Origin of the sequence: Cryobacterium sp. TMB3-10, from assembly GCF_004402305.1 — a bacterium.
GTDB lineage: Bacteria > Actinomycetota > Actinomycetes > Actinomycetales > Microbacteriaceae > Cryobacterium > Cryobacterium zongtaii.
The window spans coordinates 24,663-48,868 of record NZ_SOGH01000024.1; the positions used below are offsets into that span (position 1 = coordinate 24,663).

Annotated in this window: 31 protein-coding genes; 26 read left to right on the top strand and 5 right to left on the bottom strand. The window is 69.2% G+C overall.

The features are described 5' to 3' along the window. Positions 1-16: 16 nt before the first annotated feature. Positions 17-958: a carbohydrate ABC transporter permease gene (locus E3T22_RS12850; protein WP_134479534.1), complete on the bottom strand. Its 942-nt coding sequence runs from the start codon at positions 956-958 to the stop codon at positions 17-19. Between the two features lie 201 nt (positions 959-1,159). Between E3T22_RS12850 and E3T22_RS12855 the strand changes: the two genes are divergently transcribed. The 6 genes from E3T22_RS12855 to E3T22_RS12880 all read left to right on the top strand — a co-directional run bounded on the left by E3T22_RS12855 (position 1,160) and on the right by E3T22_RS12880 (position 4,695). After that, positions 1,160-1,720, top strand: a complete 561-nt coding sequence (locus tag E3T22_RS12855; protein ID WP_166789300.1) for a MarR family winged helix-turn-helix transcriptional regulator — start codon at positions 1,160-1,162, stop codon at positions 1,718-1,720. Beyond that, on the top strand, positions 1,717-2,496 hold the full coding sequence (locus E3T22_RS12860) for an SDR family oxidoreductase (RefSeq protein WP_134479536.1): 780 nt from the start codon (positions 1,717-1,719) through the stop codon (positions 2,494-2,496). The genes E3T22_RS12855 and E3T22_RS12860 overlap by 4 nt, the downstream gene beginning before the upstream one ends. A 54-nt stretch (positions 2,497-2,550) precedes the next feature. After that, positions 2,551-3,024 (top strand): universal stress protein, encoded by a 474-nt coding sequence (locus E3T22_RS12865; protein WP_088457518.1) that lies wholly within the window; start codon positions 2,551-2,553, stop codon positions 3,022-3,024. 92 nt (positions 3,025-3,116) lie between these two features. Beyond that, positions 3,117-3,863 (top strand): 2,3-bisphosphoglycerate-dependent phosphoglycerate mutase, encoded by a 747-nt coding sequence (locus E3T22_RS12870; protein WP_134479537.1) that lies wholly within the window; start codon positions 3,117-3,119, stop codon positions 3,861-3,863. Beyond that, positions 3,863-4,321 (top strand): CrcB family protein, encoded by a 459-nt coding sequence (locus E3T22_RS12875; RefSeq protein WP_134479538.1) that lies wholly within the window; start codon positions 3,863-3,865, stop codon positions 4,319-4,321. Before E3T22_RS12870 ends, E3T22_RS12875 begins: the two co-directional genes overlap by 1 nt. Further along, a complete protein-coding gene (locus E3T22_RS12880) occupies positions 4,318-4,695 on the top strand; it encodes a CrcB family protein (RefSeq protein WP_134479539.1) in 378 nt (125 codons plus the stop codon). The genes E3T22_RS12875 and E3T22_RS12880 overlap by 4 nt, the downstream gene beginning before the upstream one ends. A 12-nt stretch (positions 4,696-4,707) precedes the next feature. On the opposite strand, the gene E3T22_RS12885 is transcribed toward E3T22_RS12880, so the two are convergent. Then, positions 4,708-5,202, bottom strand: a complete 495-nt coding sequence (locus E3T22_RS12885) for a MarR family winged helix-turn-helix transcriptional regulator (RefSeq protein WP_134479540.1) — start codon at positions 5,200-5,202, stop codon at positions 4,708-4,710. A gap of 150 nt (positions 5,203-5,352) precedes the next feature. Here E3T22_RS12885 and E3T22_RS12890 point away from each other — a divergent pair, with 150 nt between their 5' ends. From E3T22_RS12890 to E3T22_RS12950, 13 genes are all read left to right on the top strand, one after another. After that, on the top strand, positions 5,353-6,534 hold the full coding sequence (locus tag E3T22_RS12890; RefSeq protein ID WP_134408517.1) for a TerC family protein: 1,182 nt from the start codon (positions 5,353-5,355) through the stop codon (positions 6,532-6,534). Between the two features lie 141 nt (positions 6,535-6,675). Further along, entirely contained in the window at positions 6,676-7,266 is a 591-nt protein-coding gene (locus E3T22_RS12895) for a TerD family protein (protein WP_088457524.1), read from the top strand. Positions 7,267-7,320: 54 nt separating this feature from the next. Next, a complete protein-coding gene (locus tag E3T22_RS12900) occupies positions 7,321-7,899 on the top strand; it encodes a TerD family protein (RefSeq protein ID WP_088457525.1) in 579 nt (192 codons plus the stop codon). A gap of 51 nt (positions 7,900-7,950) precedes the next feature. After that, a complete protein-coding gene (locus E3T22_RS12905) occupies positions 7,951-9,153 on the top strand; it encodes a toxic anion resistance protein (protein ID WP_088457526.1) in 1,203 nt (400 codons plus the stop codon). 33 nt (positions 9,154-9,186) lie between these two features. Continuing rightward, positions 9,187-9,699 (top strand): hypothetical protein, encoded by a 513-nt coding sequence (locus tag E3T22_RS12910; protein WP_088457527.1) that lies wholly within the window; start codon positions 9,187-9,189, stop codon positions 9,697-9,699. Beyond that, positions 9,696-10,247: a TerD family protein gene (locus tag E3T22_RS12915; RefSeq protein ID WP_103431390.1), complete on the top strand. Its 552-nt coding sequence runs from the start codon at positions 9,696-9,698 to the stop codon at positions 10,245-10,247. Before E3T22_RS12910 ends, E3T22_RS12915 begins: the two co-directional genes overlap by 4 nt. Before the next feature lie 3 nt (positions 10,248-10,250). Next, positions 10,251-10,994 carry a hypothetical protein gene (locus E3T22_RS12920; protein WP_088457529.1) on the top strand — a complete coding sequence of 248 codons (744 nt, stop codon included), beginning with the start codon at positions 10,251-10,253 and terminating at the stop codon, positions 10,992-10,994. Positions 10,995-11,000: 6 nt separating this feature from the next. Further along, complete coding sequence (locus E3T22_RS12925; RefSeq protein WP_088457530.1) at positions 11,001-12,191, top strand: HpcH/HpaI aldolase/citrate lyase family protein; 1,191 nt, start codon at positions 11,001-11,003, stop codon at positions 12,189-12,191. Continuing rightward, on the top strand, positions 12,188-13,606 hold the full coding sequence (locus E3T22_RS12930) for a phosphoribosyltransferase domain-containing protein (protein ID WP_134479541.1): 1,419 nt from the start codon (positions 12,188-12,190) through the stop codon (positions 13,604-13,606). Before E3T22_RS12925 ends, E3T22_RS12930 begins: the two co-directional genes overlap by 4 nt. Beyond that, a complete protein-coding gene (locus E3T22_RS12935; protein ID WP_166788826.1) occupies positions 13,603-14,763 on the top strand; it encodes a cysteine protease StiP family protein in 1,161 nt (386 codons plus the stop codon). Before E3T22_RS12930 ends, E3T22_RS12935 begins: the two co-directional genes overlap by 4 nt. A 5-nt stretch (positions 14,764-14,768) precedes the next feature. Then, positions 14,769-15,575 carry an HAD family hydrolase gene (locus tag E3T22_RS12940; RefSeq protein ID WP_088458154.1) on the top strand — a complete coding sequence of 269 codons (807 nt, stop codon included), beginning with the start codon at positions 14,769-14,771 and terminating at the stop codon, positions 15,573-15,575. A 93-nt stretch (positions 15,576-15,668) separates the two neighbouring features. Beyond that, positions 15,669-16,094 carry a YciI family protein gene (locus tag E3T22_RS12945; RefSeq protein ID WP_088457533.1) on the top strand — a complete coding sequence of 142 codons (426 nt, stop codon included), beginning with the start codon at positions 15,669-15,671 and terminating at the stop codon, positions 16,092-16,094. A gap of 26 nt (positions 16,095-16,120) precedes the next feature. Beyond that, entirely contained in the window at positions 16,121-17,356 is a 1,236-nt protein-coding gene (locus E3T22_RS12950; protein WP_134479543.1) for an RNA polymerase sigma factor, read from the top strand. On the opposite strand, the gene E3T22_RS12955 is transcribed toward E3T22_RS12950, so the two are convergent. Continuing rightward, the gene (locus tag E3T22_RS12955; protein ID WP_134479544.1) at positions 17,353-17,763 is read right to left on the bottom strand and encodes a low molecular weight phosphatase family protein; all 411 of its coding nucleotides are present in this window, start codon (positions 17,761-17,763) and stop codon (positions 17,353-17,355) included. The two genes, E3T22_RS12950 and E3T22_RS12955, sit on opposite strands and share 4 nt — an antisense overlap. Positions 17,764-17,925: 162 nt before the next feature. Between E3T22_RS12955 and E3T22_RS12960 the strand changes: the two genes are divergently transcribed. From E3T22_RS12960 to E3T22_RS12990, 7 genes are all read left to right on the top strand, one after another. Next, on the top strand, positions 17,926-18,918 hold the full coding sequence (locus E3T22_RS12960; protein WP_134479545.1) for an epimerase: 993 nt from the start codon (positions 17,926-17,928) through the stop codon (positions 18,916-18,918). Continuing rightward, positions 18,915-19,163 carry a hypothetical protein gene (locus E3T22_RS12965; RefSeq protein WP_088457537.1) on the top strand — a complete coding sequence of 83 codons (249 nt, stop codon included), beginning with the start codon at positions 18,915-18,917 and terminating at the stop codon, positions 19,161-19,163. Before E3T22_RS12960 ends, E3T22_RS12965 begins: the two co-directional genes overlap by 4 nt. A 97-nt stretch (positions 19,164-19,260) precedes the next feature. Next, positions 19,261-19,665 carry a molybdopterin-binding protein gene (locus E3T22_RS12970; RefSeq protein WP_088458155.1) on the top strand — a complete coding sequence of 135 codons (405 nt, stop codon included), beginning with the start codon at positions 19,261-19,263 and terminating at the stop codon, positions 19,663-19,665. Beyond that, entirely contained in the window at positions 19,662-20,447 is a 786-nt protein-coding gene (gene modA / locus E3T22_RS12975; RefSeq protein WP_088457538.1) for a molybdate ABC transporter substrate-binding protein, read from the top strand. The genes E3T22_RS12970 and modA overlap by 4 nt, the downstream gene beginning before the upstream one ends. Before the next feature lie 4 nt (positions 20,448-20,451). Continuing rightward, positions 20,452-21,246, top strand: a complete 795-nt coding sequence (locus tag E3T22_RS12980) for an ABC transporter permease (RefSeq protein ID WP_088457539.1) — start codon at positions 20,452-20,454, stop codon at positions 21,244-21,246. Next, a complete protein-coding gene (locus E3T22_RS12985) occupies positions 21,243-22,331 on the top strand; it encodes a sulfate/molybdate ABC transporter ATP-binding protein (RefSeq protein WP_134408510.1) in 1,089 nt (362 codons plus the stop codon). Before E3T22_RS12980 ends, E3T22_RS12985 begins: the two co-directional genes overlap by 4 nt. Beyond that, positions 22,328-22,822 carry a MepB family protein gene (locus E3T22_RS12990; RefSeq protein WP_240632289.1) on the top strand — a complete coding sequence of 165 codons (495 nt, stop codon included), beginning with the start codon at positions 22,328-22,330 and terminating at the stop codon, positions 22,820-22,822. Before E3T22_RS12985 ends, E3T22_RS12990 begins: the two co-directional genes overlap by 4 nt. A 59-nt stretch (positions 22,823-22,881) precedes the next feature. On the opposite strand, the gene E3T22_RS12995 is transcribed toward E3T22_RS12990, so the two are convergent. Then, the gene (locus E3T22_RS12995; RefSeq protein ID WP_370291261.1) at positions 22,882-23,982 is read right to left on the bottom strand and encodes an EAL domain-containing protein; all 1,101 of its coding nucleotides are present in this window, start codon (positions 23,980-23,982) and stop codon (positions 22,882-22,884) included. Beyond that, positions 23,979-24,155, bottom strand: a complete 177-nt coding sequence (locus tag E3T22_RS13000) for a DUF1059 domain-containing protein (protein WP_088457543.1) — start codon at positions 24,153-24,155, stop codon at positions 23,979-23,981. The genes E3T22_RS12995 and E3T22_RS13000 overlap by 4 nt, the downstream gene beginning before the upstream one ends. Positions 24,156-24,206 lie beyond the last annotated feature (51 nt).

Genomic DNA, 24,206 nt, shown 5'->3' on the forward strand with positions numbered 1-24,206 from the left:
GATGATGGCCATGGTGCTATCTCTCCAGGTCTGACTCGTTGGCGCGCAGCAGCTTGTTCTGCACCAGGGCGATGGTGGCCAGGAGGATCATCAGGATCACGGCCAGGGCCGAGGCGTAGCCGAAGTCCAGTCGCTCGAAGGCGCGTTGGTAGATGTAGTAGTTGATCGCGCGGGTCGCGTCGACGGGGCCGCCGCCGGTGGTGACGGCGATGGTGTCGAAGATCTGGAACGAACCGACGACCGTGACGACGAGGACGAACGCGAGCACCGGCCGCAGCAACGGCAGCGTCACGCTGCGGAAGACCCGCCACTCTCCGGCACCGTCGACCTCGGCCGCCTCGTAGACGTCGCGCGGGATGGCCTGTAGCCCGGCGAAGAGCAACAGGGCCGTGTAGCCCAGGTGCCGCCAGACGTTGACCATGGCGATGGTGCCCATGGCGAGGTCCTCGTTGCCGAAGAAGCCGATCTTGCCCAGGCCCAGGGTGTCCAGGGCGGCGTTGATGAGACCGAGGTTGTAGTCGGCCAGCCAAAACCAGACCAGCGCCACGATCACGTTGGCGATCAGGTACGGCAGCATGATCACGCCGCGCACCACCATCGAGCGGGTGAAGCGTTGCATCAGCACGGCCAGGGCCAGGGCCGCGACGGTCTGCACGCCCACGTTGATGACCACGTACTCGAGGGTGACCTTGAGCGAATTCCAGAACACCGGATCGGCGGCGATCGCGATGTAGTTGTCGAGCCCGATGAAGACGGGGTCCCGCAGCAGGTTGTAGTCCGTGAAGCTGAGGTACAGGCCGCGCAGAGTGGGCCAGGCGAAGAAGGCCAGGAAGCCGATGCTCGCCGGGACGAGGAAGAGGATCGCTGCCCGCGTTTGCGAGTCCCTGCGTCCGGTCTTCACTCTGGGTGTTCTCCGGGTCGCAAGCGACGCGGGTTCCTTCAGTGCGGTCACCACCATGGGACGGCCTCCATAACTTCGTTGTTGAGAGAGATCGTTGCATGTTGCAAGTAACTTCGTCAATAGATCTGGTCAAACTGTGACAATGGGTCGCAATTCGCCGAGAGGTGTCGAAGATTTCGGCAGCCTGCACTGCATTACTTTCACCCACGAAACAAACTCGGCTGTTATATGCTGTCTTAGAGACAGTAAATTGAGCGTGTGAAAGGACGTGCCACCGTGCCCCCTGAGGCCGACAACGCGTCATCATCACGAGAGTTCGCCCAGGCGTACCGCCACGAGCAACTCGGGGCGCTGCTCGAAGTCTTCTCGGTCTGGTCCTCCGGAACGTTCATCCGTGGGCTGGCGGTCGGCGCCGGGGTCGATCTGGACGCCACCTCGATCGTGGCCGTCACGGTCCTCGCCCGTGACGGCGAACAGCGCGCGTCCGCCCTCGCCTCCCGCCTGCGGGTCGGTGCCTCCGCGATCTCCAAACTGAGCAACCGGCTCGCCGCGCACGGCCTGATCGAGAAGCGCCAGGACCCCGACGACTCCCGGGCCACCCTGCTGCGATTGACGCCCGCCGGAACAGCCGCCGCGACCGCGCTGACCCAGGCCGGCGACGTGATGATGGCGGACCTGATGCGCCGCTGGTCAGAGGACGACCGCGCCGACTTCACCCGACTGCTCAGCCGATTCCGGGATGACGCGCTCGCGCACGCCATCCGGGTCGAGGCGCCAACACCCGAACCCACCACCGACCAGAAAGCAGAACACCCATGACCCGCACCTACCTCGTGACCGGCGCCGCCAGCGGCATCGGCAAGGCCACGGCCGCACTCCTGACCGAGAGGGGCCACCGGGTGATCGGCGCCGACCTCAGGGACTCCGACATCAACGCCGACCTGTCCACGGTGCAGGGACGCGAGGCGCTGGTCCGCGCCGCCGAGGAGCTCTCCGGTGGCGTGCTGGATGGCGTCATCGCCGTCGCCGGCCTCAGCCACCCGATTCCCGTCACCGCCGCGGTCAACTACTACGGCACCGTCGCGACCCTGGCGGGCCTCCGCCCGCTGCTGACCCGCTCCCCCGCACCGCGCGCCGTGGCCGTCGCCTCGATGGCATCGCTGCAGGCCTTCGACGAGGAGCTGGTGCGACTCCTACTGGAGGGCACCGAAGAGGAGGCCCTGGCCCGCGCCGCCGAGCTCGCCACCGACCCGGCGACCGGACACCAGATCTACTCGTCCAGCAAGCGGGCCCTGGCCAGATGGCTGCGCACCACGGCGACGACCGCCGAATGGGCCGGCGACGGGATTCCCCTCAACGCGATCGCGCCGGGTGTCGTGCTCACCCCGATGACCACCGAGTTGGTGGCCACCCCCGAAGGCCGGGCACGCCTGAACGAACAGGTGCCCATGCCGCTGAACGGACCGTTCGACGCCGAGGTGGCCGCGCGGCTGCTCGTCTGGCTCGCCGACGAAGAGAACTCGCACCTGTGCGGCCAGGTCATCTTCATCGACGGCGGCTACGACGCCGTGGTGCGCGGCGACAGCACCTGGTAACCAACCTGGACAGGGGCCTACCGCGGTGCAGGGTCTTCTGTCACTCTGGGCGCCATGAGCATCCGAGCCCGAGTGGTGGTGGGCGTCTATCCAGGTCAGGCCGACGGCGTCGTGCTGCAGGCCGCGGTGTTCGCCGCGCGGTTCGACGCCGAGCTGGTGTGCGCCTGGGTGGACCCCGGCCGGCATCCGCGGGCCGACCACGCCGACGTACCCGCGCCGGGCAACGGCGCGGGCATCGACCCGTACCTCACCGCCCGCCTGACCCGCATCCTGGGCGGCCAGGACATCGAGTGGAGCACCCGCCAGCTCTCCGGCGACCCGGCCAGGGCGCTCGGGCAGCTCGCCGAGACGCTCCGGGCCGTGATGATCGTGGTCGGCACCAGGGACGGCACCGTGCGCGGCAGCCTGCAGGAGTTCTTCGCGGGTTCGATCGCGATGCACCTGGCGCACCGGCAGCACCGTCCCGTCGTCGTCGTCCCCCTGTCGCCGGTGTCGTTCGACGATGACGTGCCGTGGGAGTCCGAGTGAGCGGTGTACCCTTTTGCGTGGTGATGGATCCCACCTGAGCACCCGCTCGAACCGCCGACTGCGCTGATGGTTCCGGCCGACGAGACTGGTGGGTGACGGTGACGAGCTGGCCGAGCGGTGCTTCACTCGTCCTGCTCCGCCACGGCCAGAGCACCGCGAACGCCGCCGGCCTCTTCACCGGCATCCTCGACCCCGAGCTGTCACCGTCCGGCGCCGACGAGGCGCTGGCCGCCGCAGACCTGCTCACGGCGCACGACCTGGTCCCGGATGCCGTCCTCGTCTCCCCGCTGCAGCGCGCCAGGCAGACCAGTGCCATCGTGGCCACCGCGCTGGAGTTGCCGGTCGACGCTGTCCACACCGACTGGCGCCTGAACGAACGCAACTACGGCGCCCTCACCGGACGGTACAAGGACGATGTGCGCGCCGAGGTCGGCGAGGCCCAGTTCCTGGCCTGGCGCCGCTCGGTCGACACCGCGCCGCCGGCCATGTCCGACGAGCAGCTTGGCGGCTTCGCCGACACGGCCCTGTTCCGTGGCCTGCCCGCCCGGGCGCTCACCCGCAGCGAGTCGTTACGTGACGTGATGTCCCGGGTGGCCGAGATCCATACCGAGCGGGTGCTGCCGCTCCTGGCGGATGAGCGCACCGTGCTGGTCGTGGCGCACGGCAACTCCCTCCGCGCGTATTGCGCCGTGCTCGAGACCCTCGACAAATCGGCCATCCACCGACTCAATCTGCCCACCGGGCATCCGCTGGTCTACCAGGCCGGCGGCCGGCGGTACCTCGATGCCCCACGTGCCGAGGCGGCCGCGCTCGCCCTCACCCTCGACGGCGGCACCTGATGGCAGTCCCGACCGGCGCGTCGCGCCCCGTACACCTGCGCTGGCCGCACCTCGCCCTCGTCTTCGCCGGCGGTACCGTCGGCACCGCGCTGCGCGAGCTCTTGGCGATCTCGGTGCCGCCGGTCGCGGGGGTGGCTGTCGTGATCGTGGGCATCAACATCGTCGGCGCCTTCGTGCTCGGGCTGCTGCTGGAGACCCTGGCCCGCCGCGGCCCAGACGAAGGCCGACGCCGGCAGCTGCGGCTGCTGCTGGGCACCGGCGTGCTCGGCGGCTTCACCACCTACAGCGCCCTGGCCACCGACACCGGCCTGTTGCTGGCCGACAGTCGACTCGGCGCCGCCCTGCTCTACGCGCTGGGCACGGTTCTGATCGGCGCGGCCGCCTCGTGGGCCGGGATCGGCGCGGCCGGGGCCCTGCACGGCCGGCGGCCGAATCCTAGCGGGACGGCGGCCCGATGACCCCGCTGCTCTTTGTCGCCGTGGCGCTGGCCGGAGGTCTCGGCGCGACCCTGCGGCTGGTCGTCGACGGCGTCGTGAAGTCCAGGGTGCGCACCACGCTGCCGGTCGGCACCCTGCTCATCAACGTGGTCGGCTCCCTGCTGCTTGGACTCATCACCGGCCTCACCCTGGCGCTGTGGTTGCCGGAGGCCTGGCACCTGGTACTCGGCGGCGGCCTGCTGGGCGGTTTCACCACCTTCAGCACCGCCAGCTACGAGAACGTGCGGCTGGCGCAGGACCGGCGGTCCCTTCCGGCGCTGGTCAACGGGCTCGGGATGCTCGCGCTCGCGGTGGGCTGCGCCTTCCTGGGCCTCTGGCTGGGCCTGGGCGGGTAGCCCAGCGCGAGGTCAGATCGACTCGTTGTGCCTGGCGACCGCATCGGTCACCCAGGAGAGCTCGTCGACGAAACGACCGAGCAACCGGGCCAACTCTGTGCGGTCCTCTTCAGTCCACTTGCCGACCAGGGTTCCGTACACGTCCTGGGCGAGCTGGCGGTGCCGGACGATGGCGGTACGCCCCTCTTCCGTCGCGGTGATGAGCACGCCCCGCCGATCGGTCGGATCGGATCGCCGACTCACCAGTCCGGATTTCTCCAGCCGCCGGATCTCGGTGGTCATGGTGGACTTGTCCACCGCCATCCAGCCCGCGAGCTTCGACATCCGCAGCGGCCCGGCGACGACGACGCGTTCCAGCAACCAGGAGTCCGTGCTGGAGAGGGCGGCACCGCTCGAATCGTGCAGCATCCGTTTATTGTCGGCGCGCGTCGACCAGCGGAGGATGGTCGACAGGGCCGATTCCAGAGCCTCACCGACCGTTGGAGCGGTTTCCCGGCTGTACACCATGGCTGAAAGTTTCCTGACTTTTCGGAGGCTGTGCGAATAGTTGGACGGATCCAACTAACATAGTGGAGCTACCTTACCTTTCGGTTGGGATGCGAATGGTTGGGCGACCCCAACTTAATCACACCACTACCCCCGCGGAGAACACCACCCATGGACATACCCGGCTACGTCTGGCTCCTCACGATCCTCGGCATCGTCGCCCTGCTCACCTTCGACTTCTTCTTCCACGTGCGCAAGGCTCACGAGCCGACCCTCCCCGAGGCCGCCAAGTGGTCCGCCATCTATGTGGGCATCGCTATCGTCTTCGGGCTCGGTGTTCTCTTCTTCGGCGGCGCCACGCTCGGTACCGAGTACTTCGCGGGTTACATCACCGAGAAGGCGCTGTCGGTCGACAACCTCTTCGTCTTCCTCATCATCATGGCCAGCTTCAAGGTGCCTCGCGCCGACCAGCAGAAGGTGCTCCTTTTCGGCATCGTCTTCGCGCTGATCGCCCGCACCGGGTTCATCTTCCTCGGCGCGGCGCTGATCAACTCGTTCGCCTGGCTGTTCTACCTGTTCGGCGCATTCCTCATCTACACCGCGGTCAAGCTGCTGAAGCCCGAAGCCGAGAGCGACGAGGCCGACAACTTCATCATCCGGCTGGCGAAGCGCCTGTTCCACACCACCGAGCGGTACGACGGCGACAAGCTCTTCACCATGGAGAACGGCAAGAAGGTCATGACGCCGATGCTTCTCGTCATGGTCGCCATCGGTGGCACCGACCTCCTGTTCGCGCTGGACTCCGTGCCCGCGATCTTCGGCCTCACCCAGAACGTCTACATCGTCTTCACCGCGACGGCGTTCTCGCTCATGGGCCTCCGCCAGCTCTACTTCCTCATCGACGGCCTGCTCGACCGCCTGATCTACCTCAGCTACGGCCTGGCCGCGATCCTCGGCTTCATCGGCATCAAGCTCGTGCTGCACGCCCTGCACGAGAACACACTGCCGTTCATCAACGGCGGCGAGCACGTCCCGGTCTTCGAGATCAGCACCGGCGTCTCGCTCGCCGTGATCATCGGTGTTCTCACGGTCACGGTCATCGCTTCGCTCGTCAGCCCGGCCGGCCGCGCGCACAGCGCGATCGCGCTCAGCAAGGCTTCGGCCAAGAAGTACCTGACCGGCGACTTCAGCGGCAAGGGTGAGACGCGCGACGAAACCTACGCTCTCGTCGTCGCCCACGAACGCGCCCTGGGCCTGCTCACCCCCAAGCACCGGGCTCGTGCCGCCGAAGACGAAGAGCTGCAGGCGCTGCTGGCCGAGGCGCACAACGCCCACGCCGGCGTCGCGCAGTAGCACCACCCCCGGAGCGGGCGGCGACGCGCGGTTGTCGCCGCCTCGCCGCCCGCTCCATACAGGATTTTCCGTGCCGGCGGCCTCTAGACTGGGCGCGCACTGGCGCTGACCAACACAAAACGTCATACGAAGGAGTACACAATGGGTTTGAGCTTGTCAAAGGGCCAGTCGCTCTCGCTGACCAAGGCGGATGGCGGCAGCCTCTCGAAGGTCCGCATGGGCCTCGGCTGGGACAGCGCCGCCCCCGTCAAGCGCGGTCTGTTCGGTCGCGGCAAGGCCGCAGAGGTCGACCTCGACGCATCGGCGATCTTCTTCGACGCCGCCGGCAAGGTCCTCGACACCGTCTGGTTCCAGCAGCTCAGCAGCAAGGACGGCTCGACCCGCCACACCGGCGACAACCTGACCGGGGCCGGCGACGGCGATGACGAAACCATCCTCGTCGACCTCGCCCAGGTGTCCGCGGCGGTCTCGCAGATCGTGTTCGTCATCAGCAGCTACAGCCAGCAGACCTTCGACCTCGTCGAGAACGCGTTCAGCCGCCTCGTCGACGACTCGTCCGCCGGCACCCCCGAGGTCGCCCGCTACCAGCTGACCGACAGCGGCCCGCACACCGCCATGATCATGTCGAAGGTCTCCCGCGACGGCACCGGCTGGACCTTCAAGGCCATCGGCGAGCGCGCCACCGGCCGTTCGGCCATGGACCTGCTCACCGCGGCGGCGAAGGTCCTCTAACCGCGCCACCGCACGGCCGTTCACCCACCCCATACACACAAGGAGAAAATTCCCATGGCAGGTCTGACACTCGCAAAAGGCAACAACCTCTCGCTGACCAAGGTCAGCCCCGGACTCACCGTCGCGACTGTCGGCCTGGGTTGGGACCCGCGCACCACCAGCGGCGAAGCCTTCGACCTGGACGCCTCCGCGCTCCTCATCGGCGACAACGGCAAGGTGCGTTCCTCCGCCGACTTCATCTTCTACAACCAGCCTGCCTCGGCAGACAAGTCGGTTGTGCACCTCGGTGACAACCGGTCGGGAGCCGGGGACGGCGACGACGAGCAGATCAACATCGACCTGCGTCAGGTGGCCAGCGACGTCTCCCGCGTGGTGATCGTGGTCTCGATCGACCAGGCCGACGCACGCCGCCAGAACTTCGGCCAGGTGCGCGGGGCGTACTGCCGCATCGTCGACCAGGACGATCAGGAAATCGTGCGGTTCGACCTGAGCGAGGACGCGGCACCCGAGACCGCCATGCTGTTCGCCGAGGTCTACCGCAACGGCACCGACTGGAAGTTCAAGGCCGTCGGCCAGGGCTACACCACCGGACTCGCGGGCATCGCCACCGACTTCGGCATCTCCCTCGACTAACCGGCCCACGCTCGTCGCCGCCCGCCGCACCAGAATCAGACAGGACCACGCATGAGTTCACCCCTCTCTCCCCCGGACGCCTCCGAGCTGGCCCTGGTGCTGAAAGCGCCGGATGCACCGGACATCGTGGTGGCGGACGACGCGCCCGGCATGGTGCCGGTTCCGGCCGAGCGGCAGCAGGAGATCGCCCGCCAGGCGCGGGAGTTCGTGGCGGATGTCTCGTCCCTGGATCCGCGGACCCCCGAGTTCAGCGCGAAGATCGAGGGCATCTCCGGCCTCGCGAGCGCCGAGATGGTGCAGTCCAGCGGCTACTCCACCCGCATGCTCGAGCGCTCGTCGACTTCGGTCGCCGGCGCCAAGCGCACCGGCAACAGCGCGCAGATCACCGTGGCGAACACTCTCGGTGAGCTGCGCTCGACCGTTGAGGACCTCACGCCCAACGACGCCGACCTCGGAATGGGACGCAAGATCCTGGGCTTCATCCCCGGCGGGAACAAGCTGGCGAAGTACTTCCAGAAGTACGAGTCAGCGCAGACCCAGCTCGACGCGATCATCAAGTCGCTGATGAGCGGGCAGGACGAACTCCTCAAGGACAACGCGTCGCTGGCCGGTGAGAAGGTACAGCTCTGGGAGACCATGCAGACGCTGAGCGAGTACGCGGTCTTCGCCAAAGCCCTGGACAACGCCACCGTCGAGAAGATCGACGCCTCGCGGTCCGCCGGTCGCATCGACGAAGCACAGAAGCTCGAGGCCGACGTGCTCTTCCCGATCCGCCAGCGGCACCAGGACATCCTCACCCAGCTCGCCGTGTCGGTGCAGGGCTACTTGGCGATGGACCTCATCCGCAAGAACAACCTGGAACTCATCAAGGGTGTCGACCGGGCGCGCACGACGACCATCGCGGCGCTCCGCACGGCCGTCATCGTGGCGCAGGCCCTGGCCAACCAGAAGATGGTGCTCGACCAGATCGACGCGATCAACACCACCACCAACAACATGATCCTCAAGACCAGCGAGATGCTCAAGGACCAGACCGTGCGCATCCACGAGCAGGCGTCGAACTCCGGAGTGAGTGTCGAGACGCTGCAGAAGGCCTTCGACAACGTGTTCGCCACCATGGACGCGATCGACACCTTCCGCGCCGCTGCCGCCAAAAACATGGAGGGCACGGTCTCGGCTCTCGAAACAGGACTGCAGAAGGCGAAGCCGTACCTGGAACGCAGCAAGCAGGGGGAACAGCGCGAGCTACGCTAGACAATCGGGCAACGTAACGAGGACGGTGAGGGCATGGCGTTCGGCAAGTTCGTAGACTCTCTGTTCAAGGGTCCGGCGACGACGGATGCCCCCTCCGCGGCCGTGGAGCCGGCCGGCGTCGTGGAATCCGAGGATGAAGCGACACGGCGCGCCCTCGACCAGCTGCGCGCAGCCGTTCGGAGCTCCGGAGGCGAACTGCCCACCCTGCTCACCTCCAGGCTCGCCCAGATCGACGACCTGCTCCGTCGCGTCATCGAAATGGTCGCCGCCCAGAACGCCTCGACCGAGCAGCGCGTGTTGCTCGATGCGATGATCCGGGACTACCTGCCGACCCCGCTGCGGGCCTACCTCGCCCTGCCAGAGCCCGAACGCACCAACACCTCCGCTGCCACCCTGCAGTTCTCGGCCCAACTCGGGATCCTCGAAGAAACCATCGGCGACCTGCTCAACCAGATTCGCATCGGCGCCATCGCGGAGCTCTCCACCCACGGGCGTTTCCTGGCCGACAAGTTCGCGGCTCCCACCCTCACGCTGGACGGACGATGACCTCACTGATTCCGGGGGCCAACGCCGCCCTGACCGCCGAGAACCCGGGGCTCACCGAGCTGATGATCGGCTTCGGATGGGAGATCATCCCCAGCCGCGGTCCGCAGTCCGAGCTCGTGCCCCTGGCCATCCTGTGTGACGCCCAGGGCAAGTCGCTCTCCAACGACCATCTCGTGTTCTTCAACCAGATCGTCAGCCAGGACGGCTCCGTCGGTTTCCGCGACGACCTGGACACCGAAGAGATCGACGTCGACCTCGCCAGGGTGCCCGCCGAGGTCGCGAAGATCGTGTTCGTCGTCTACGTGGACCCCGACGTGCGGGGCGCCGGCAACTTCTCCTCGGTCCGTTCCGCGTACGTCCGGGTGGCCACCCGCGACAACCGCGAGCTGGTGCGTTTTGTTCTCCCGGCCGGCGAGTACCGCACCGTGGACGTGCTGATGTTCGGCGAGCTCTACCGCCACCGTGACGACTGGAAGTTCCGTGCCCTCGGCCAGGGCTATTCGACGGGCCTGCGCGGGGTCGCCGCCGATTTCCGGATCGACCTCTGACCGGTGGCACTGAACAGCTCCCCGGTCCGCACCGACATTGGGTTCCTGCGCCGCCGCGTCAAGCCCGCAGCGCCGACCGCCGTCGCGCGCGATGCCGCCGCCACCGAGCCGGAACCTCGTCGGGCCGCATCCGCCGGGTTGTCTCTCGCCCCCGCGACGACCGGCACAGCAGCTTCACCGGCCCGCCCGGGATCCGTCGCGACGGCGCCGGCCACCGTCTCGCCGGACTCGCTTCCCTTCCCGGCCCCCTCGATCGACGAGGTTCGCGAGCTGGGCGAGAACGAGCCGGTACTCCGGCTCAACGCCCGCGAGTCCGCTGTGGGCAGCCTCATCGTGAGCGGCGCCGACCTCGCCGCGTGGGAGGACGCCGACCGGGTGACCGGCTCGGAGAGCGCTGCAGGCGACACCGCCGGCACTCCCGTGACGACAGCCGGCAATCGGCCGCTGGTGGGATTCGACGAGGCCGATGCGATCGTCTCCCTGCGCCACTTGCAGAGGCTGCGACGCGCCCTGTTCATCGCACGCGGACCGCACACCCTCGGCGTGCAGATCTTCGACGGCTCCACGGTCACGACCGCTCGGGGTGACGACTCACGGATGTTCATCCTCTGTTTGCTGAGGGTCGGTAACCTCATCGAATTGCGGGCGGAACCCGTGGACCGCACGGCGTCTGACGAAGCGATTCTGAGCCAGTTCGGTTTCACCCTCACCCCCCACGTCGCTACTCGAGAGTCCCGGAGCCGATAATCCCCCATGCGCCACTTCGCCTTCCTCGATGACTCCCAGACCGACCAGCTGTTCCACCGGCGGCCCCAGGAAATCTCGGTCGACTCGCCCGCCCCGCTGCTCGCCGCGTTCCTCGGCGCCACGCTCTACTGCCCCGGCGACCGTCCCGCTATCGCCGACGACGTCATCAAACAGGCCTCTCGCGGCTGCGTCAGCATGGTGCTCTGCCTCGAGGACTCGATTGCCGACAGCGCAGTGGATGCCGCGGAAATCAACGTCGCCGAAGCGATCAGAGCCCTGCACCGCACCGCGACGGACAAGCCTGATACCGCCCTCCCCCTGCTCTTCGTGCGGGTGCGCACCCCGGAACAGATGTTGCGGGTGGCCGAGTCCTGCGGTGCGGGCCTGGCTCTGCTCAGCGGATTCGTGGTCCCCAAGTTCGAGAACGAAACCGGCTATGCCGAGGGCTTCTTTGTTGCGCTCCGCGAGATCCAGCGGCAGAGCGGCGCCGACGGCTCGCGGGGCGGCCAACGGCTGCGACTGATGCCCATTCTCGAGTCTCCGAACATGATCCACAGCGAGACGCGTACCTCGGCGCTCGCGTCGATCCGCACGATTCTGCACGACAACCGCGAGGACGTGCTGGCCGCGCGCATCGGCGCGACCGACCTGTCCAGCGCCTTCGGGCTGCGCCGCTCGCGCGACCTCACGGTGTACGACGTCAAGGTGGTCGCCTCGATGATCTCCGACATCGTGAACGTGCTGGGCCGGTCAGACGACAGTTTTGTGATCACCGGCACGGTGTGGGAGCACTATGAGACCGAGCGCATCCTCCGACCGCAGCTGCGTATGACCCCGTTCGTCGAAGCCAACGAGAGAGAACTCCGGCACCGGCTGATGCTGGGCGGCCTGGACGGGCTGATCCGCGAGATCTCCCTCGACCAGGCCAACGGGCTCCTCGGTAAAACCGTGATCCACCCCACCCACGTGTCGGTCGTGCACGCCCTGTCTGTCGTGAGCCACGAGGAGTTCCTCGACGCCGCGGTCATTCTCGACAACGTGGGCGGCGGAGCCAGCGCGTCCCCGTACGGCAACAAGATGAACGAGGCCAAGCCGCACTCCGCGTGGGCGCACAAGACGATGCTGCGCGCCGACGCCTTCGGGGTGGCCTCGGAGTCCACCACCTTCGTCGACCTCCTCGAAGCGAGCATGCGGTGACGGTGGCAACGGCCCTCGACATCCACGTGGCCACCGACCACACCCGGAGCATCCTCGGCGTCGACGAACTCGTCGGCATCGCCCTCCGCCACAACCCCAAGCGCGCCCACCTGCTCGTCTCCACGGTGCTCGCCAAACACGTGCCGACGGTGCCCGGCATCGCCCTGGCGGCCGGGGAACTGCTCGGGTTGCTCGTCTCCGCGGTCATCACCGGCGGCTACCCTCCGGCCGCGAACGAGTTGGGCGACCGATTCGCTGTTCTGGTGGCCCGGCTGGCCGAGAAGGCCGAGTCGACGGATGCCGAATCCCTGGCCCAGGCCCACCGCAATCTGACGGACCTCCGCCGCGACATCCGCGCCGCGACGGCGCCGCAACCGGACGTCGTGACGTTCGGCTACGCCGAGACAGCCACCGGCCTCGGCCAGCTCGTCGCGGACGCCCTCGGCGCCTACTACCTGCACTCGACCCGGCACGCGCCGGCCGGGGCGACCCCGTTCGCCGGCTTCGCCGAGGAACACTCCCACGCCACCGACCATGCCCTGCTGCCGACAGACCCGCACTGGCTGCGCGCGGGCGGCACGACGATTCTGGTCGACGACGAACTGAGCACCGGCACCACGGTGATCAACACGATCACGGCGCTGCATGCCCTCATCCCGCAATCGCACTGGGTGATCGCCTCGCTGATCGACCTGCGGTCCCCCGCCGACCTCGGCCGTTTCGACGAGCTGGCGACCACGCTCGGCACCCGCATCTCCGTGGTCTGCCTGGCCGCCGGCTCGATCGGGCTCCCCGCCGACGTGCTTCCCCGTGCCGGCCGGATGATCGAGTCGATGCCCGTCATCACCCCGGCGCCCGCCGCTGCCGGCGAGGTGCACCTGCTCGACTGCACCGACCTCGCCCCGCTGCGAAGCGCCCGATTCGGCACCATGGCGCCCGCGGACGCCGCCCTCGCCGCGGCGGTCGCCGATCGTGTGGCCGCCCTGCTCCCCGCCGGGGAGGCGACCGCGGACGACCGCGGGGTCCTGGTCCTGGGCTCGGAAGAGTTCATCGCCCTGCCGATGCTGACCGCGGACGAGCTCGGACGCGCCGCCACGCCGCTGTTCGTCAGGTTCTCCACCAGCACCCGATCGCCGATCGCCGCCCTCGATGCGGCCGACTACCCGATCAGAAGCGCCATCAGTTTCCGCAGCCACGACACCACCTCCGACGGCGACGGCGTGCGATTCGCCTACAACCTCACCGCCGGCCATCGCCGGTTCGGCACCGTGGTGTTCATACCGGAACCCGGCACCGACCCCGCCCGGCTGACCGGTGCCGACGGCGTGATCGACGCCCTCCGCCGCGTGAGCGACCGCATCGTGGTCGTGCTCCTGACCGCTTCAGCCCCCACCGATGGGATACCCACCCCGTGACCACCAGCCCTCTCCCGCCGGCGGCCGTGCTGCCGCATCCGCTCAGCGGCCCCGCCTTCGGCTCATACGCCGCCGAGGACGTGAGCTGGCTGCTGCAGGACCTGCAGGGCGTTGCCCTCGAGGCACCGGCCGAGGAACGCGAGCACGCCATCCAGACCGGGGCGGCGAACTACGCCGAGTCGTTACCCATCGAGTACCTGCCGTCGCCGGAATACGAGGCGCTCTACCGGGAGGCGCTTCAGCGTTCCGGCCGCCGGCTCGCTGTAGCCGTCGGCGTCGTCACCGACCTGGCCCTCGCCGCCCGCGGTGACCGGCCGGTGTTCGTCTCCCTCGCCCGGGCCGGCACCCCGATCGGCATCCTGATGCGGCGCTGGGCCCAGCAGGCGCGCGGGATCGACGTGCCGCACTACACGATGAGCATCGTGCGCGGCGTGGGGCTGGACCAGACCGCCCTGCGCTACCTCGCCGCCCACCACGATCCGGAGCAGATCATCTTCGTCGACGGCTGGACCGGCAAGGGCGCCATCGCGCGGGAGCTGTCCGCGGCGATCGCCCTGTTCGGCCGGACCGACGGTGTGTTCTTCAGGGACGACCTGGCAGTGCTGGCCGACCCAGGACACTGCGTCACCATCCACGGCACCCGCGAGGACTACCTGATCCCGTCCGCCTGCTTGAACTCCACGGTGTCCGGGCTCGTGTCCCGCACCGTCTTCAACCGGGATCTGATCGGCGAGGACGAGTTCCACGGCGCCAAGTTCTACGCCGAGCTGAGCCCCAACGACGTCTCGGGCGACTTTCTCGACACCGTCTGCGGCTACTTCACCGATGTCGCCGCCGACGTCGCCGCCGGAGTCGCGGCGGCGAGCGGCGAGGACCGCACCCCGTCGTGGGTCGGCTGGAAGGCTGTCGAGAAGATCAGCACCGAGTACGGCATCAACGATGTGAACCTGGTCAAGCCGGGAGTCGGCGAGACCACCCGGGTCCTGCTGCGCCGGGTGCCCTGGAAGGTGCTGGTGCGGGCGGATGCCGTGGCGGATGTCGCGCACGTGCTGCTGCTGGCCGAGCAGCGCGGCGTCCCGATCGAGGTCGTTCCCGACCTGCCGTACAGCTGTGTCGGGCTCATTCGGCCCGGTCGCGGGATTGCGGGTGCACAGTGACCGGCATGCCCCTGGTCGCCTGCGATCTCGACCGCACCCTCATCTACTCATCGCGCGCCTTCTGGCTCGAGACGACCGACGCCCAGGCTCCACCGATCGTCGTCTCCGAGGTCTATCAGGGCGTGCCGATCTCGTTCATGACGCGCGCCGCCGAGCAGCTTCTGCTCGACCTCGCCGCGACCGCCACGTTCGTGCCGGTCACCACCCGCACCGTCGCCCAGTACAGCCGGGTGCAGCTGCCGGGGTCGGTGCCGCGCTTCGCCATCACCACTAACGGCGGCACGATCCTGGTCGACGGTGAGGTCGATCCGGCGTGGTCGCACACACTGCAGGCCCGGTTGGGCGCGGAAGCGGCTCCGTTGGCCGAGGTCAGGGCCCTGCTCGAGGATCCGGCCGCCGGGGAGTGGATTGTGCGGGTGCACACCGCGGAGGACCTGTTCACCTACGCGATCATCGATCGGGAGGCGATGCCCGCGGACTGGATCGCCGGGCTGCACGTGCGGTGCCGGGCGCTCGGCTGGACCGTCTCCGTGCAGGGACGCAAGCTTTACTGTGTGCCGGAAGCCGTGAACAAGAGCGCCGCCGTAGCCGAGGTACACCGCCGGCTCGGCGCCCCCACGGTGCTGGCCGCCGGCGACTCGCTCCTCGACCAGCGGATGCTGGAGGAGGCGCACTTCGCCTTCCGGCCGGCGCACGGCGAGCTGCATGACGCGGCCTTCACCAGGCACAACCTGGCCGTGACCGCCCGGCGGGGCATCCTGGCCGGGGAGGAACTGCTGCACTCAATCACCCGGCAGGTGCTGTCGAGCTGAATTTCTTTCCCGTCCTGTCGATCCAGGCCCGCCCCGTTCGACGCATCATGTAGAGGGACGCACTCGGCGCCCTCCACGAGTGAGGAGAACCCGATGAAGTACATGCTGATCATGCGAGCAACCGAAGCGGCCCGTCAGGACTACGACACGGCGGACATCAATCAGATCATCGAGAAGATGGGTGCATACAACGAGGCCCTGGTCAAGGCCGGCGTAATGCTCGCCGGCGACGGTCTGGCCGACTCGATGGCCGACAATTTTGTGGTCGACTTCGCCGCAGACCCACCCATCGTGACCGACGGCCCCTACGGCGAAACCCACGAGCTGTTCAGCGGCTTCTGGATGATCCAGGTCGCGTCGAAGGAGGAGGCCATCGAGTGGGCGAGCCGGTGCCCGCTCGGACCGGGGTCGAAGCTCGAGGTACGCCGGGTCACCGAGATGAGCGATTTCGGTGAGGCGGCCGACAACCCGATCCTTGCGCAGCAGGAGCTCTGGCGCGCCGAGAGCGGCCAGGTCTAGCGGGCTTCGGCCGGCAGGCTGGGGTCATGGCCGATCCGCGGCGCACCGTGGACGCGGTCTGGCGCATCGAGGGCGCCAGGATCGTCGCCACGCTCGCGAAGATGACCAACGATGTGGTGCTGGCCGAGGATCTCGCCCAGGAAGCGGTGGTCGACGCGCTCAGGCAATGGCCGGAGGCGGGCATCCCCCGGAACCCCGGGGCCTGGCTCACGGCCGTCGCCAAGCGCAAGGCCATCGACACCTGGCGGCGACGCGAACGCCTCGATGAGAGGTACCGGGCGATGGCCCATGATCTGGTGGGCATCGGCACCGCCGCGGATGCTGGGGAACCGATCGATGACGACGTGCTGCGGCTGGTATTCATCGCCTGCCACCCGGTGCTCGCCCGCGAGGCTCAGGTCGCGCTGACGCTGCGGCTGATCGGCGGCCTCACCACCGAGGAGATCGCCCGGCTGTTCCTGGTGCCGGTGGCTACCATCCAGCAGCGCATCCTGCGGGCCAAGAAGACCCTCGCCGCGGCGGGGGTGCCTTTCGAGGTGCCCGACCCGAGCGAGTGGCGGTCCAGGCTCGGCGCCGTGCTCGGGGTGGTCTACCTGATCTTCACCGAGGGTTACGCGGCCACGTCCGGCGACCATTGGCTGCGCGCCGACCTCGCGAACGAGGCGCTGCGGCTTGCTCGGGTACTCGCCGGTCTCACCCCGCGGGAGCCCGAGGCGCACGCGCTGGTGGCCCTGATGGAGCTGCAGGCCTCCAGGTTCGGCGCCAGGGTGCGCGCCGACGGCACGCCCATCCTGTTGGCCGATCAGGACCGCCGCCGCTGGGACCACGGCCAGATCGCCCGTGGGCAGGCCGCCCTCGCCCGCGCCGACGCGCTGGGCCGCAGCCGGGGCAGCTACGCCCTGCAGGCCGCGATCGCCCAGTGCCACGCGAGGGCCCCCAGCGTGGCGGACACCGACTGGGACCGGATCGTGTTGCTCTACGAGGCACTCGGCCGGATCGCGCCGAACCCGGTGGTTGAGCTCAACCGGGCGGTAGCGGTGGCCATGGCGACCGGTCCCGCATCCGCACTGCGCATCGTCGACGACCTCGCCGACGACGGCGCCCTGCGTGGTTCGGCCCTGCTGCCGAGTGTGCGCGGCGAACTACTGGCCCGGCTCGGCCGCGCCCAGGAGGCCCGGGCCGAGTTCCTCACGGCCGCCGCCCTCACCGCGAACACGCGGGAACGTGACGTCCTGCTCGCCAAGGCCGACGCGCAGGGCTAGAGGCGGGCGCGGAGCTCGTCGACGCGGGCGCGGATGTCGTCACGGACCAGTCGCATGCGCTCCATGCCCTCGATGCCGCGCTCGGAGGGCTCGTCCGTGATCCACGTCTCGAACCTCGTTCCGGCCACCTCATCGACCTGCGCCTCAGACCCGACGATCACGACGACGTCGGCAGCAGCCACCATGGACGCGGTGATGGCCTTCGGCTGCTCGTCTCCGACGCGGATTCCCAGCTCGGCCAGTGACTCCACGGACTGAGCGTTCAGGGCCGCCGCGGGCTTCGTTCCCGCCGAGAACACCTCGACACCGTCCCCCGCCGCTGCCCTCATCAGTGCGGCCGCCATCTGCGACTTCCCACCGTTCTTCTGGCAGACGAACAGAACGGATGGGATACGGGTCTCGGTCATGCCGCAATCGTACCCACCGCGGCTTGCGCACCGGTCCGTGCGGGTGCCCACCGAACTATGCGAGGCAGGCGCCGGTATGCGGGTGGCGCGCCACCCGCATACCGGCGCGGCACCCGCAGATCGTGGCGACCGGCCCGCACCCGCACCTCGTAGGCTGAACCCGTGGGGGACACCAGAGAACGCGCAGTGGTAGCCGGGGCATCCGGGTTCATCGGCCAGAGACTCGTTCGCGAGCTCCGCGACCAGGGCTACGAGGTCGCCCGCATCGGCCGCACCGGGCCCGACGGGCGCTGGGACGACGACACCGCCGTGCGGGAGCTGATCGACGGTTCCGCCCTGGTCATCAACCTGGCCGGCAAGAGTGTCGACTGCCGGTACACCGACCGCAACCGCACCGAGATCCTGCACTCCAGGGTCAACACCACCCGGCAGCTCCGCGAGGCCATCCAGACGAGCGCGCGGCCGCCGCGGGTGTGGCTGAACGCGAGCACCGCCACCATCTACAGATACGCGATGGACCGCCCGATGACCGAGACCCACGGCGAGATCGGCTCCGGCTTCTCGGCGGACATCGCCCGCAACTGGGAGGACGAGCTCTTCGCCGGTGTCCTGCCCGGCACCCGCCGGGTGGCGCTGCGGATGGCCATCGTGCTCGGTGACGGTCCCGCCACCGCGATTCTCGCGCGCCTGGCACGCCTCGGGCTGGGTGGGCCGCAGGTCGACGGGTGGTGGTTCCCGCACCGGCGCTACCGCGGCATCGGCACTCAGCCGAGCGGAGACGGCACGGCGCCGACCCATCACTCCCGCGGGCGGCAGCGCTTCAGCTGGATCCACATCGACGATGTCATGGCATCCATTCGGTTCATCGTCGCCCACGACGGACTCGCCGGGCCGGTCAACCTGGCCGCGCCGCACCCCAGCGACAACCGCACGCTCATGGCGACGCTACGCCGCCGGGTGGGCGCCAGGCTCGGCTTGCCGGCGTTCCGTTGGATGCTGGAACCGGCCATGTGGCTGCTGCGCACCGAACCCGAGCTGGTGCTCAAGAGCCGCTGGGTGGAACCGGAACGCCTGGTCGCCGCCGGATACCGGTTTGCCTGGCCTGAACTCGAGCCGGCCATCTACGATGTGGTCGCTAGATCGGCACGACCATGACCGGGAATCGTGCCCGCGGCTCCGTCACCGCCGTGGCAGTCCGCGTCGCGCGGAGGATCGTCCAGGCGACCCTCAAAACGGCTCTGGTGATCGTCGACGCGCTGAACATCGGCCCCGGCTCCGCGACATCGTCGGTGGCGCACCTGCCCGTCCTGCTTCCGCGCCCGGGCGGGGACGAGCCGTCCGCCGCCCAGCCCCGCAGGAAGCCGCGTTTTCGCCGCCGCCGCCCGCGTCGCTCCAACTAGGCAGCAGCCCCGCGCCGAATCGTCTAGTCCCCACCGAATTGCGGATGCGGGTCACAGCCGCACGTCACTCCGCGAAATCGGAGCTAGAGTGTTTTTCATGCCTCAGATACGCATCAAAGACGCGGCCGCGTTCTTGAGTGTCAGCGACGATACCGTGCGCCGGTGGATCGACAACGGCGTGCTGCCCAGCTCGAAGGACGCCTCGTCCCGCACCGTGGTCGACGGCCTGGCGCTGGCCCAGCTGGCGCGCACTAACGCGGTGCTCCCGGAGGATCCGTCCGGAATCGGCCGGTCCGCCCGCAACCGGTTCGTGGGCCTCGTGACCGACATCGTGATGGACACCGTGATGGCCCAGGTTGAGATCCAGTGCGGCCCGCACCGCGTGGTCTCGCTGATGAGCAGTGAAGCCGTACGCGAACTCGGCCTGGAACTCGGCTCGGTCGCCATCGCCGTGGTCAAGGCCACGACGGTCATCGTCGAAACACCCCAGGGGCGAGTCTGACCGTGGCCCGCGTCACCCGCAGCCTCGCGACCGCAGTCGTGATCAGCCTGACCCTCACCGGATGCGGGTCCGCGACCCCGTCACCGACCGGCTCCGCCGCCGCGCTCGGGGGCGACATCACGGTCTACGCCGCCGCGTCGCTGCAGGGCACCTTCACCGAGCTGGCCGCGTCCTTCGAAGCCGCCAACCCGGGCACCACGGTGGTGCTGAACTTCGCCGGCTCCTCCGCCCTCGTCACCCAGATCATCGAGGGCGCCCCGGCCGACGTTTTCGCCTCGGCAGACACCGATAACATGGCCAGGCTCACGGATGCGGCGCTGGGCGACGGCGAGCCCGTGGACTTCGCCACCAACGTCCTGACCATCGCGGTGCCGCCGGGCAACCCCGCGGGTATCACCGACCTCACCGACCTGACCAGACCCGACGTCAGGCTCGTCGCCTGCGCCCCCGAGGTACCCTGCGGCGCCGCGGCCGAGACCGTGGCCGCGAGCGCGGGGGTCACGCTCAGCCCGGTGAGCGAAGAATCATCCGTCACCGATGTGCTCGGCAAGGTCACCTCGGGTGAAGCGGACGCCGGCCTGGTCTACGTCACCGACGTCGCCGCCGCGGGCGCCGCGGTCGAGGGCATCGAGTTCGCCGAGGCCGCCAGCGCCGTCAACACCTACCCGATCGTGCCCGTGACCGGCTCGGCATCCGTTGACGTGGCCCGGGCGTTCGTCGACTACGTCACCGGCAGCGCCGGCGCCGCCGTGCTGCGCGCCGCGGGCTTCGGGGCGGCGTGATCTCATGACGGTTCCCCGTTGGGTCTTCGCCGTGGCCGGCCTCGGCGCGGTCTTCGTGCTACTGCCGCTCGTGGCGATGGTGCTCAGGGTGAACTGGACCGAGTTCGTTCCGCTGATCAGCTCGGAGTCCTCGGTCGCCGCGCTGCTTCTCAGTCTGCGCACCTCGCTGGCGGCGACCGCGTTGTGTGTAGTCTTCGGCGTGCCGATGGCGTTGGTCCTGGCCCGCACCGACTTCTGGGGGCAGAAGGTGCTCCGCTCGCTGGTGTTGCTCCCCCTCGTGCTCCCCCCGGTCGTCGGCGGCATCGCGCTGCTCTACACCTTCGGCCGCCGGGGACTGTTGGGCAAGACCTTCGAACTCCTGGGCATCGAGATCGCCTTCTCCACCACCGCCGTCGTGATCGCGCAGACCTTCGTCGCCCTGCCGTTCCTGGTGCTGAGCCTGGAGGGCGCCCTGCGCACGGTGGGCAGCCGGTACGAAGCCGTCGGCGCCACCCTCGGCGCCAGCCCCACCACGGTGCTGCGCCGCATCACCCTGCCCCTGGTGCTGCCGGCCGTGCTGTCGGGCGCCGTGCTGTCGTTCGCCAGGGCACTGGGCGAGTTCGGCGCCACCCTCACCTTTGCCGGCAGCCTGCAGGGCACCACCCGCACCCTGCCGCTGGAGATCTACCTGCAGCGGGAGACCGACCCGGACACCGCCGTGGCGCTGTCACTGGTGCTGGTGGTCGTGGCCGTCATCATCGTCAGCCTCGCCCATCGCACCGGTGAGCCCTCCCGCCGTCGGGCACGGGCGCTCTCGTGACCTTCTCCCTCGACCTGCACGTCGCCGACCGCGACGTCAGCCTGCACCTGGACGTGGCGGCCGGCGAGACCGTCGCGATCCTGGGGCCCAACGGCGCCGGCAAGTCCACCCTGCTGGGCACCATCGCCGGGCTGGTCACCCCCGACTCCGGGCGTTGCGAGCTGAACGGCACCGTCTTGTTCGACCTGCCGGGCGCCGGGCGTCGCCCCCGCACCTGGCGGCCCCCACACCAGCGCGGTGTCTCCCTGCTCGCCCAGGAGGCGCTGCTGTTCCCGCATCTGAGCGTGCTCGACAACGTCGCCTTCGGCCCCCGCAGCGCGGGAGCGCCCTCGGGCCGGGCTCGCCAGATCGCGACCCACTGGCTCCGCGAAGTGGATGCCGAACAGCTGGCCGCCCGGCGCCCGGCCGAGCTCTCCGGCGGGCAAGCTCAGCGGATCGCGGTGGCGCGGGCCCTCGCATCCGACCCCGGCCTGTTGCTGCTCGACGAACCGTTGGCCGCCCTGGACATCTCGGTGGCGCCGGCGGTGCGGCGGATGCTGCGCCGCGTGCTGGCCGGCCGCAGCGCGCTGATCGTGACCCACGATGTGCTCGACGCCTACACCCTGGCCGACCGCGTGGTGATCGTCGAGGGCGGCCGGATCGTCGACCAGGGCACCCCGGCCGAGGTCTTCGACCGGCCGCGCAGCGCCTTCGCGGCCGGTCTGGCGGGCCTGAACCTGCTCACCGGTGTGCGCCGGGGCACCAACCTGATCACGGCGGATGCCGCGGCCCCAGTCGCGAACATCCCCGAGCCGGGCGTGGCCGACGGGGCACCGCTGTCTTTGGCGGTCCGTCCGGGCGCAGTGTCGGTGTCGATCGACCCGCCGGCCGATTCGCAGCTCAGCAGCGTGCGAGCCGAACTGATCGACCTCGAGCCCCGGGGCGACTTTGTTCGGGCACGGAGCGCCGTGCTGGCCGCGGACGTCAGCCCGAAGGAGGCCGCGCAGCTCGACGCCGCCGTGGGCTCCCCGGTCTGGTTCTCGTTTGCGACGGCCGCCGCCACGCTGTACCCCACCGTGCCCTCCGACCGGACCACGTCGTCGTGATCCACCCGGACGTGTCAGGGGCCATGGCCCTGTTCGGGTCGTTGTGCGGTCATTCGGAGACTGCGGCCGCCGAGAACGACATCGACAACGTGGACTACGGCGGCGCCGTTGCCCGGATCGGAACTCGACGCCTGCGGTTCCGGGTAGGCCGGGTGACGCCCCGCAAGGTCGGCCTGTTCGTCGCCGTCTGGCAGCGATCGCCCACCGGTTCGACCGAACCTTTCCCGGTCGACGACGTCGACCACCTGGTCATCCTCACCCGGGAGGGGCTGCACTCCGGTCAGTTCGTATTCCCGCGCTCCGCGCTGCAGCGTCACGGCATCGTGTCGGTGGCGGGCCAGGGCGGCAAACGCGGCTTCAGGGTCTATCCACCGTGGTCGCGCACCAGCAACGCCCAGGCCATCCGCACCCAGGCGTGGCAGGGCGCGTTCTTCCTCGACACCAGCGACGGCGTCGACCTCGAGCGGCTGCGTGAACTTCTCGACCCCTGAGCCCGCACGCACCGGCACGGGGCAGGCGCGCTGGTGTCGTGGCGATGCGACTGACCGGCCTACCGAACAGCGGTGGTGATGAGGCGTTCCAGGCGCACGATGCCGGCGTAGCGGCCGGCGTTGTCGGTGACGATCAGGGGATCGTAGCGATGCGTGCTGTCACGGGTGATCGCGCGCAGCAGGGCATCCCGAACCGGGGTGTCCAGGTTCACCCGCACGGCGCCGGTCGTGACCCCGAGGTGGGCGCTCTCACTGTCGAGAACCGAGACGGGCCGGCCATGGTGGTCGATGAGCACCACGGTGCGCACCTCCGCGTGATCGGTGAAGATCCGGGCTGCGGCGGCCACCGACTCCGCGCCGGGGGCGATGTCGAGCAGATCGCGCACGACGGGAACGGGCTGCCGCTCCGCACTGGGCACCACCGGCCTGGCCAGGTCGGGCCAGGCGGGACCGGGCCGGGCGAGGTAGTAGCCCTGCGCGAGCGGCACCCCGAGGGCGGTGATGGTGTCGTACTCCGCCGCTGTTTCGATGCCCTCGGCCAGCACCCAGGAGTCGATGCGGTTGGCGAAGGTGCCGATCATCTCGACCAGCGCGCGTTTCGCCTCGTCGGTGTCGATGCCCTGGATGAGTTCCCTGTCGAGTTTGATCAGTGCGGGTTTGAGCGCCAGCAGGCGGCTGAGACCGGCGTAGCCCGAGCCGAGGTCGTCAACGGCGATCAGGCCGCCGGCAGCACGGATGGCGTCGAGCTCGGGCTCGAGGTCGGCCGCGGAGTCGATGGCGGACTGTTCGGTGAGCTCGACGAACACCCCGGTGAGGTCGGCCTGGTCCCGCCAGACCTGCCGGATCGCGTCATGGCCGAGCACGTGCGGTGACACGTTCACGGTGATGAAGCAGTTGGTCGGCACCGAGCCGCGCTCGGCGAGGATGACCCGCAGACAGCGCGCCTCGATCTCCGCGGACCGGTTCGCGGCGCGGGCCTGGGCAAACAGGTCCTCGACGCTGATCCCCGCCGGCATTTCGAAGCGGGCCAGGCCCTCGAACCCCACCACGATCCCGCGGGCGGTGTCCACGATCGGCTGGAACGCCGCCGTTACGCCCGTTCCGGCGCTGACAGCGTCCAGCAGGGCGGCCCACTCGGTGGCGGGGAGCGGTGTCGTCAGGAGACGACCACGATCCGGTCCGTGACGCTCTGGACCAGCTCGGGGCTCACGGTGCTGATGCCGTGCACCGCGCTCGCGTGCTGGGCGACGAGAACGAGAATTTCGTCATCGGTGGAACTGACCCAACTCGCCGTGCACCCTGGCACCACATCTCCGCACGCGAATGACTTCATGACGTTTTCCCCTGTCGTTGCTGCCACCGGGGCGATTCCCTGGTCACTGAG